The sequence below is a fragment of the Streptomyces sp. CNQ085 genome (assembly GCF_022614595.1).
GTDB lineage: Bacteria > Actinomycetota > Actinomycetes > Streptomycetales > Streptomycetaceae > Streptomyces.
On record NZ_JAJFAU010000009.1, the window covers coordinates 51607 to 60787 of the forward strand.

General features: G+C 72.7%; 9 protein-coding genes and 1 pseudogene. 2 read left to right on the top strand and 8 right to left on the bottom strand.

The features are described 5' to 3' along the window. Positions 1 to 155: 155 nt before the first annotated feature. From fbaA to LJ221_RS03610, 8 genes are all read right to left on the bottom strand, one after another. A complete protein-coding gene (fbaA, locus tag LJ221_RS03575) occupies positions 156 to 1178 on the bottom strand; it encodes a class II fructose-bisphosphate aldolase (protein WP_241713616.1) in 1023 nt (340 codons plus the stop codon). Between the two features lie 315 nt (positions 1179 to 1493). Further along, complete coding sequence (pyrE, locus tag LJ221_RS03580; protein ID WP_241713618.1) at positions 1494 to 2033, bottom strand: orotate phosphoribosyltransferase; 540 nt, start codon at positions 2031 to 2033, stop codon at positions 1494 to 1496. A 45-nt stretch (positions 2034 to 2078) separates the two neighbouring features. Then, entirely contained in the window at positions 2079 to 2909 is an 831-nt protein-coding gene (locus tag LJ221_RS03585) for an aldose 1-epimerase (protein WP_374228364.1), read from the bottom strand. A gap of 36 nt (positions 2910 to 2945) precedes the next feature. Further along, positions 2946 to 4019, bottom strand: a complete 1074-nt coding sequence (locus LJ221_RS03590) for a hypothetical protein (RefSeq protein WP_241713622.1) — start codon at positions 4017 to 4019, stop codon at positions 2946 to 2948. 123 nt (positions 4020 to 4142) lie between these two features. Beyond that, entirely contained in the window at positions 4143 to 5864 is a 1722-nt protein-coding gene (locus LJ221_RS03595; protein ID WP_374228365.1) for a polyamine aminopropyltransferase, read from the bottom strand. Between the two features lie 192 nt (positions 5865 to 6056). Continuing rightward, entirely contained in the window at positions 6057 to 6590 is a 534-nt protein-coding gene (locus LJ221_RS03600) for a DUF2617 family protein (RefSeq protein ID WP_241713624.1), read from the bottom strand. A 251-nt stretch (positions 6591 to 6841) separates the two neighbouring features. Continuing rightward, positions 6842 to 7069 carry a hypothetical protein gene (locus LJ221_RS03605; protein WP_241713626.1) on the bottom strand — a complete coding sequence of 76 codons (228 nt, stop codon included), beginning with the start codon at positions 7067 to 7069 and terminating at the stop codon, positions 6842 to 6844. A gap of 115 nt (positions 7070 to 7184) precedes the next feature. After that, on the bottom strand, positions 7185 to 7505 hold the full coding sequence (locus LJ221_RS03610; protein WP_241713629.1) for a hypothetical protein: 321 nt from the start codon (positions 7503 to 7505) through the stop codon (positions 7185 to 7187). On the opposite strand from LJ221_RS03610, the gene LJ221_RS03615 reads away from it, so the two are divergent. Further along, entirely contained in the window at positions 7495 to 8733 is a 1239-nt protein-coding gene (locus LJ221_RS03615) for a pyridoxal phosphate-dependent aminotransferase (RefSeq protein WP_241713631.1), read from the top strand. The two genes, LJ221_RS03610 and LJ221_RS03615, sit on opposite strands and share 11 nt — an antisense overlap. 325 nt (positions 8734 to 9058) lie before the next feature. Further along, positions 9059 to 9181 (top strand): annotated as a pseudogene (locus LJ221_RS03620) (ABC transporter permease subunit); the annotation flags it as partial.

Genomic DNA, 9181 nt, shown 5'->3' on the forward strand with positions numbered 1-9181 from the left:
CGCCGCCGGTGTGCGGAGAGCGGCGTGCGGAGGGGCGGGGAGCCGTATGCGGCGAGCCCGGTATCCGGCGACGGGTGCCGGATACCGGGCTCACGTCCGTCCGCGTCACCGCCCGGGCCTGGGCGGCCGGGCAGGGGAGGTACGGGGTGCGGGTGCTACTTCATGCGGGTGCCGGTGGAGCGCAGGTCGGCGCACGCCTTGGCGACGCGCTCGGCCATGCTCCTCTCGGCTGACTTGCCCCAGCTGCGCGGGTCGTAGGTCTTCTTGTCGCCGACCTCACCGTCCACCTTCAGCACACCGTCGTAGTTGCGGAACATGTGGTCCGCGATGGGACGGGTGAACGCGTACTGGGTGTCGGTGTCGAGGTTCATCTTCACCACGCCGTTGTCCAGCGCGGTGGCGATCTCCTGCTCGGTGGAGCCGGAGCCGCCGTGGAAAACGAAGTCGAACGGGCTCTGCTTGCCGAACCTGGCGGCCACGCCCTCCTGGAGGTCCTTCAGCAGTTCGGGGCGGAGCACGACGTTGCCCGGCTTGTAGACGCCGTGGACGTTACCGAAGGAGGCTGCCAGCAGGTAGCGGCCCTTCTCACCCAGGCCCAGGGCCTCGGCGGTGCGGATGGCGTCATCGACCGTGGTGTACAGCTCGTCGTTGATCTCGTGGCTGACCCCGTCCTCCTCGCCGCCGGTCGGGGTGATCTCGACCTCGAGGATGATCTTCGCGGCAGCAGCGACGGCCAGCAGTTCCTGGGCGATCTCCAGGTTGTCGGCCAGGGTCTCGGCCGAGCCGTCCCACATGTGGGACTGGAACAGCGGGCTCATTCCCGCCTCGACGCGCTTGCGGGAGAGTTCCAGCAGCGGGCGTACGTATCCGTCCAGCTTGCCCTTGGGGCAGTGGTCGGTGTGCAGCGCGATGTTGACCGGGTACTTCTCGGCGACGATGTGCGCGAACTCGGCCAGTGCGACCGCACCGGTCACCATGTCCTTGTTGTACTGGCCGCCCAGGAACTCTGCGCCACCAGTGGAGATCTGGATGATGCCGTCGCTCTCCGCCTCGGCGAAACCGCGCAGCGCGGCGTGCAGCGTCTGCGTCGAGGTCACGTTGATGGCGGGGTAGGCGAACCTGCCTGCCTTCGCCCTGTCGAGCATCTCGTTGTAGACCTCGGGGGTTGCGATGGGCATCTGTCCGCTCCTTGATGGTGTGCGAAGCTCTACGGCTCTGGTGTGGTCAACGGATCGACGTCATCGTCGTCCCCATCCTCCCAGACGTGTGAGATTGCTCCACCTCCGCGTCCGGGGGGCGGGACGGGGACCCGGGAGACGCCCCGCACCGCCGACCGGGCCACAGAAGGTCACCGTTTCACGTGAAACGGTGACCCTCACGGATCCCTCCGGTCACTCTGCGAGGTTTACGCAAGGCCGGAGCCGCCGCCGGAGCCGGGCCGGTTCGGGCGGCGGGCGGCGGGCGGCGGGCGGCGGGCGGCGGGCGAAGCAGGGTCAGGACAGGTCCAGGTCCTCCAGCCCGTACGCCTGGTGGTACGGCAGCCCCGCCTCCCCGATCGCCGGGGCAGCGCCGCGCTCGACGATGACCGCCACGCCCACGACCTCCGCACCGGCCTCCCGCAGCGCCTCGACCGCCGTGAGGACCGAGCCGCCCGTGGTGGAGGTGTCCTCGACCGCCAGCACCCGGCGGCCCGCCACGTCCGGTCCCTCGATCCGGCGCTGGAGGCCATGGGCCTTGCCTGCCTTGCGGACGACGAACGCGTCCAGCTTCCGGCCGCGTGCGGCCGCGGCGTGCAGCATCGCGGTGGCCACCGGGTCGGCGCCGAGGGTCAGGCCGCCCACCGCGTCGTACTCGATGTCGGCGGTCAGATCGAGCAGCACCTGCCCGACCAGCGGAGCCGCCTCGGCGTCCAGGGTGATCCGGCGGAGGTCGACGTAGTAGTCGGCCTCCTTGCCGGAGGAGAGGGTCACCCTGCCGTGGACCACGGCCTTGTCCTTGATCTGCTGCAGAAGCTTCTCGCGCGCGTCGCTCATGCCGATGACCCTAAGCCAGCCCCGCGCGCCGGTCCTGCCCCGGCCCTACGCCGGCCTGCGCCACGACCAGACCGTGGAGACCTCCAGCGGGTCGATGGGCGTGACCAGACGCGGATGGGAGTTGAGCCCGTCGGGCGGGCCGGTCTGCGGCTCCACGCAGACCGCCTCGGGCTGCTCGTCGTAGACGACCACCCACTCGGCGCGGCTGGTGACTCGCAACTCCAGCTCGCCCGGCCAGGTCAGCGTCACGTCCACCCCCTCCGGCATGCCGAAGCAGTCGTCCCAGGGGCCCGGTCGCGGCTCGGTGCGGCGGCCGGTGGGGATGTGGTCCTCACCGCGCTCCTCCTGCCAGGCGGGGGCGAAGTCCAGCTCCACGTCCTGCCCGCCCCGCCCGAGATTGCGCAGGAACCAGGGGTGCCAGCCGGCCTGTGCCGGGAAGGAGTCCCCGGCCGTCTCCACACCCAGGGTGAGGGTGAGGCCGCCGCCGTCCTCGGCCAGCTCCATCATCTGGGTCACCCGGCCCGGCCAGGGCCAGGGGTCGGTGAGGTCGCGGTGGAAGGACGCGGTCCGCCTGTCGCTGCGGATGGTACGCCAGGGGACGGCGCGCACGGTGCCGTGGATGGCGTGCTCCCCGGCGGTCACGGGGAGCTGGTACCGCTCGCCGCCGTTGAGGAACCGCCCCTGCCGGGTCCGTCCGCACCAGGGCACCATCACGAACGCGCCGTACCGCTCGCCCTGCCTCAGCACTTCCGTGCCGTCGATGCGCAGGGAGGAGATCCGGCAGCCGCGCGCCGGGTCGACGGTCACCTCGGTGCCACCGGCTCGCAGACGGACTCCGCTGTCTGTGTCTTGGGCGTCATGGAGAGTCACATCCATGACCTTAACCGCGACAGCCTGCGGTAACCGCGATCTTCAGCGCCGTCGCCGCAGCACGCGGCCCACCACGACCGCCGAGGCCACCGCCAGCGCCGCCGCCGGGGCGGCCCAGCGCAGCACCGCCGCGGCCGGGGAGACCTCCTCCGGCGGCGGCACGGGAGCGTAGCGGCCGCGCGGCGGGGCGTGGTCGACCTCCTCGGCACTGCGTCCGATCATCGTCCGGCGGGCGTGGGCCGCCTCGGCGGCGGACCGCGACTCCTCGTCCAGTTCGTCGACGAGGTCGTCACCCAGGCCGCCGTCGAGCACCTCATCACCGAGCGACGCGTCACCGAAGCCGTCCTCGCTCGACGGGCCGGGCGAGGACGGCGGAACCTCGGTGTCGAAAACCCCCCGGGTCCGGTTCCCTTCGTCCGGAGCGTCCGGGGCACCGGGCTCCTCTGGTTCCCCCGCTCCCTCGGTGTCTCCGGCGCCCCCGCCGTTCCTGCCGCTTCCGCTGTTCCTGGCGTCCGCCGAATCAGGCGTCTCGGGCGCGGGGATGCCCGGGATCACGGGCTCGTTGTCATCGGGCTCGCCGATCCCGCCGGGCGTGGCGACGGTACCGGCGGCGTCCACCGGGAAGACCGGATCGGCCGCCATGCCGGCGGCCAGTTCACCGCCGAAACGGTCCAGCAGCCGACGACCGGCGGCGTACCGCTGCTTCTCCTCGAAGCCCGTGATCCGACCCCCGCCGCGCAGCTCCCCGGTGCAGACCAGCACGGTGCCCTCGCCGTCGTCGGCCGGGCGCGGCACGATCGCCAGATCCAGCTCCACCGAGCCGTCGCCCCGGGCCTCGGCGCCCTCGCCACGGACCGTGCAGGCACCGTCCCCGTCGCACGTCAGGCGCAGGCTGCCGCGGTACGTGATGCTGGAGCCGCCGATCCGCACCCGCAGCCGCCCCCGGACGACCGCGCCGTCCCCGGGGCCGGACATCTGTGAGGTTTCGGCCTCCGGGGTTCCGGATTCCAGGGCCTCGGGCTGGAGCCCCGGCACACAGCGCACGACGCGCTCCGGCTCGGCGAGCGCCGCCCGCACGGCCGCGGCAGTGAACGGAACGTACACCTCATGCTCCATGGGGCGGAGCCTACCCAGTACCTCCCCCGCCAGTGCCCGCTCCGTACGCACATCGGCACGCCGCGCCCCTCTGCCGCCGCGCCCGCGCGTCCGGCCTTCTCCCCAACCCGCCCCGGTCCCGCCTCAGTCCTGGTAGCGGGGACGCGTCAGGGTGGAGGGCCGCAGACCGACGATACGATTCTGCTCCGCACGAGCCGTGGCGCGGCGCAGATCCGCCTCCTCGAAGGCGCGCGGGGCCGGACCGCCCGGTCCGAGGGCGAGCGGCGGCGGGGCGCCGTGTGCCGCCAGCACGAAGCCCCAGTCCCCGGACCGACCGCCCGGGGCCACACCGCCGCGCCGCCGCGAGCGGTCCAGGCCGGCGGCGAGGCCGGACAGCCGCCCGTCCACCACGTAGGGGGCGGTGCGCAGACCCACGGCCCGCAGTGTGGTCTCCACCGTCCAGTACGTGCGGGGGCGTTCCCCGGCCGGCCCCGCGTGCACCGCCAGCCGCCCCCGCTCCGACAGCGCCCGCGCGGCCAGACCGAAGAACTCCTGCGAGTACAGCCGGGAGCTGTCCGAGATGCCGGGGTCGGGCAGATCGGAGACGATCACGTCGTACGGCGGCCGGCCGGAGTCCGGCCAGGAGCGCAGCCACTCGAAGGCGTCCCCCGTCTCCACCCGCACCCGCGGATCGTCCAGCGAGCGGCGGTTGAGGCGGCCGAGCACCTGATCGTCGCGGGCCAGTTCCACGACGCCGGGGTCGAGCTCCACCACCGTCGCCGACTCCACCCTCCGGTGACGCAGCACCTCGCGCAGGGCCAGTCCGTCGCCGCCGCCCAGGACCAGCACCCTGCCGCGCGGGCCGGCCGCCAGCACGGGGTGGACCAGCGCCTCGTGGTAGCGCCGCTCGTCCCCGTCGCACACCCGCAGCCGGCCGTCGAGGAATATCCCGAAACCGGCCGGCTCGCTCCCGCCGGCGTGCCGGACACCCTCGGTGAGGACGATCTCCTGGACGGCGGTGTTCCGCACCGTCCGCACCTCGCCGCCGTACACCGCCCGGCGCGCGGCCTTCTCGAAGGAGTCGACGACGGCGACACCGGTGATCAGCAGCGCCACCACCAGTGCGTTGACGGTCAGCAGGACCCGGCGCGAGCGGGGTGACAGGTCGCCGCGGAACAGCCACAGCACCAGGACGCCGCCCGCGACGGCGTTCACCGTCCCGACCGCCAGGGCCCCCGGGAGCCCGCCCGTCAGCGGAAGGAGCAGAAAGGGGAAGGCGAGGCCGCCGACGAGGGCGCCCACGTAGTCCGCGGCGAACAGGTCGGCGACCGCTCCGCCCGCGTCCTGCGCCCGGATCCGCTGGATGAGGGTCATCAGCAGTGGCATCTCGGCGCCGATGAGCACCCCGATGACCAGCGAGAAGCCGATAATCACCGTCATCGAGCCGCCGACCCAGGCGAAGTAGGCGTACAGCGCCATCGCCGAGCCTCCACCGACCAGTGCCAGCAGTGCCTCGACGATGCCGAACCCGGCCGCGGCGCGGGTGCGCAGCCGTTTGGCGAGCAGCGAGCCCAGGCCCATGGCGAAGACCATCACCGACAGCACGACGGAGGTGTGCGTGACGGAGTCGCCCGCCAGATAGGAGCCGAGGGCGACGAGTTCGAGCTCGTAGACGAGACCGCAGGCGGCGCAGACGAAGACCGCGGCGAGGACGAGGAACCGTCCGACCCCGGCCGGTACGGGCAGCCGCACCGGCTCATGGATCGGCGCCTGCGGCATGGACTGGGTCGGGGCCAGCGGCGGCTCCTCCTCCGGCGGCGCGGGCCCCGGCGCTCCCGCCGGTACGGAAGCGGACGTTTCGATCATGTCGGGAACGCTACGGGACGTTTCCCGCGAGTCCTGTCACCCACACAGGTGCAATGACTCGCACGGATGTACGTACCGACACTCCCGCCCCCGCGCGCGGCGCCCGCGCCCGGCACGGCGAGGGCGCATGACACACCGTAGGGGGCGCGCATGGCACACCCCCGTGCGCGCTCCGTACGGGCCGGACCGGGCTCACACACCCGCCCGTTCCGGCTCCCTGACGCGCACCCCCACTCTGGTGTGGGTCACCACGAGCCGCCGCTCCTGCGGGTAGGCGTGCCAGGTACGCCAGTGCGTCTGGTCGCCGCGACGGTGGACCAGCAGTGCGGTGAAGGCGTTCGGACTGCCGGGGAAGATACCGGCCAGCCCGTGCGGGTGGTCCGCGACGAGTGCGAGCAACTCCTGCGCCCGGCCCGTGAAGGAACCGCCCGAGAGCGTCTCGACACGTGCCGCGAAGGCGTACTCCCAGTCGTCCGTCCGTTTCGACACCCCCAGCGGCAGCGGTGTCCTGCTGCCGGGGATGCACGCCACGGTCTCCGAGCAGAAGATGCCGCCCTCGTCCGCGAGCAGCACCTGGTGTGAAGCGCCGAGCAGTCTCAGCTGGACCGTCGTTCCATGGAACTCGATGTCCAGCTTCGCCAGGGCGGGCATGGGGTCGCGCCCGAGCGCCCAGGCAAGGTCACCGGCGCGGGTGTCGGTGTACGAGGTCTTGAGATCGGTGAGCATGGGTCGGCTCCGCAACGCAAGCGAGGGCGGGCCGGCTCAGCCCCCTGGAACATGGCCCCGAAGAGGGACAGGGATGCTGCCTGCCGCCGGCTCGCGCCCACGTGAAGTCCGGGTACATCAGTCACGGAATCACGGAATGTGCGTCTCCTACAGGCTTTTTACTCACCTTCGCCTGTTTCCCATACCAGCGGGGGCTTAGCAGGTCAGATGTTCTCCCCACCGAACTGCAACCGCCGTACGGGTGAATAGCGTCAACCGCCTCCACCACCGCACCCACCACCGTGCGAACTGCCGACGGCGCCGAGCCACGCCCCCGGCTCCCGTCCGCCGGTGCTCCGCCGGGTGCTGCGGCTCCCTCCCGTGACCTTGCCGACCGCCACCGCGGCCAGGGCCAGGACCAGGGCCAGGACCAGGACCAGGACCAGGACCAGGACCAGGACCAGGACCAGGACCAGGCAGATGATGACGGAAGCCGTCACGGCGTCCCCCTCGTGTCCCCCGTGCCCGTACATCCCCCGTGCGGGTCCGAGGTCACGATCCCCCCGGGCCGCCCGCGTCAGTGCCGAGTTGAGGAAGTCCAGGGCTTCGGGCCGCTCAGTCCCCGCCCCCTCCGCCGCCTCCGCCGCCCGAGTCACCCGAGCCCCCGTCCGAACCGCCGTCCCCCCACCAGCCGGTGTCACCGCCGCCGGACGAACCGCCCTGGCGGCGCCCGGCCGCCCGGCGCCCGCTCAGCAGGGCCGGAACGACCGACGCCAGGACCAGCAGCACCATGAGAACGGCGAGACCGCCGGCCAACCACCCCACCACGACACCCCTCTCCCGCGCCCCGACCTGAGCCGCCGTCACCACCTCCGCGGCAAAGCACGGGCGGAAGGAGTTGAGGAAGCCGGGTGCCGGGCGGAGGATGACCGCCATGACCTCCACCGGACGACCACTACTCAACCGCCGCCTGGCCGGGTTCGGCACGACGGTCTTCGCCGAGATGTCGGCGCTGGCCGTCCGGACCGGATCGATCAACCTGGGCCAGGGCTTTCCCGACACCGACGGGCCCGAACAGGTCCGCGAGGCCGCCGTCCGCGCCCTGCGCGAGGGCCGAGGCAACCAGTACCCGCCCGGCCCCGGCGTTCCCGAGCTGCGCACCGCGATCGCCGGCCACCAGCGGCGCTTTTACGGCCTGGAGTACGACCCCGACACCGAGGTCCTGGTCACCGCCGGGGCCACCGAGGCGATCGCCGCCGCCCTGCTGGCCCTGCTGGAGCCGGGCGACGAGGTGATCGCGCTGGAGCCGTACTACGACTCCTACGCGGCCTGCGTCGCCATGGCCGGCGGCACCCGCGTCCCCGTCACCCTGCGGCCCTCGTCGGGACCCGGACCGGCGTACCGCCTGGACCTGGACGAGCTGCGCGACGCCGTCACCGGCCGTACCCGGCTGATCCTGCTGAACACCCCGCACAACCCCACCGGCACCGTCCTCACCCGCGAGGAGCTGACGGCGATCGCCGCTCTGGCGGTGGAGCGGGATCTGCTGGTGGTCACCGACGAGGTCTACGAGCACCTGGTCTTCGACGGCGAGCACATCCCCATCGCCTCTCTGCCGGGGATGCGCGAGCGCACCGTCTCCGTCTCCTCCGCCGGCAAGACCTTCTCCTTCACCGGCTGGAAGGTCGGCTGGGTGACGGGCACACCGGCGCTGGTCTCGGCGGTGCGCTCGGCCAAGCAGTACCTGACGTACGTCAGCGCGGGCCCCTTCCAGTACGCGATCGCCGAGGCGCTCGCCCTGCCGGACCCGTACTACACCGGGCTGCGCGAGGACCTGCGCGCCAAGCGGGACCTGCTCACGGACGGCCTGGCCCGGGCGGGCTTCAAGGTCTTCCGCCCCGCCGGCACGTACTTCGTCACCACCGACATCCGCCCCCTGGGCGAGAACGACGGTGTGGCCTTCTGCCGCGCCCTGCCCGGGCGCTGCGGCGTCGTCGCCGTGCCCAACGCGGTCTTCCACGACCACGCGGAGCAGGGCGCGCACTTCGTCCGCTTCGCGTTCTGCAAACGCGAGGAGGTGCTGCGGGAGGCGGTGGGGCGCCTGGGCGCGCTGGGCCCGGGCGCGGCCCCGGACCACCACCCCGTCCGGCTGTACAGGACCTGACAGCGGGCGCTTGGGGCCGCGCCCTGCCACTGCGCGGCCCTGCTGTGTTGCGGGGGCGCGTTCTCCGGATTCACGAGGGGGCGGGCAAGGTCCGCGCCGCGGATGCGGGCAAGCCGCCGACCGCACGCCCGGACTCGATCTCGCAGGACGTGTTCCCACTGTCCACGGTCTGCCGCTGGGAGGACGGTACGGAGGTCGACATCGTGCCGCCGTTCGTCAATCCCGTGGTGCTCGCCCTGACGGCGGGGGCCGTCGTCTGTCTGGTGTACGCCGTGCGCACGGCGCGCGGGTACGGGACCGCGTACGGACGCGGGTGCCCCGGCCCGTCATCGGTGCGGTGGTGGTCTGGGGAGCGATCCCGTTCGTGGTGGTCACCCTCTACGCCGCGCTCACCCAGGTGCCCAGGGAACTGGAGGAGGCCGCGCAGCTCGACGGCGCCGGAGTGATC

Bases quoted from the DNA above. Each gene is read 5' to 3' on its own strand.
- LJ221_RS03590 (WP_241713622.1), bottom strand. From the start codon at position 4,019: ATGGAGCATGAGGTGTACGTTCCGTTCACTGCCGCGGCCGTGCGGGCG.
- LJ221_RS03595 (WP_374228365.1), bottom strand. From the start codon at position 5,864: ATGATCGAAACGTCCGCTTCCGTACCGGCGGGAGCGCCGGGGCCCGCG.
- fbaA (WP_241713616.1), bottom strand. From the start codon at position 1,178: ATGCCCATCGCAACCCCCGAGGTCTACAACGAGATGCTCGACAGGGCG.
- LJ221_RS03600 (WP_241713624.1), bottom strand. From the start codon at position 6,590: ATGCTCACCGATCTCAAGACCTCGTACACCGACACCCGCGCCGGTGAC.
- LJ221_RS03615 (WP_241713631.1), top strand. From the start codon at position 7,495: ATGACCGCCATGACCTCCACCGGACGACCACTACTCAACCGCCGCCTG.
- LJ221_RS03610 (WP_241713629.1), bottom strand. From the start codon at position 7,505: ATGGCGGTCATCCTCCGCCCGGCACCCGGCTTCCTCAACTCCTTCCGC.
- LJ221_RS03585 (WP_374228364.1), bottom strand. From the start codon at position 2,909: ATGGATGTGACTCTCCATGACGCCCAAGACACAGACAGCGGAGTCCGT.
- pyrE (WP_241713618.1), bottom strand. From the start codon at position 2,033: ATGAGCGACGCGCGCGAGAAGCTTCTGCAGCAGATCAAGGACAAGGCC.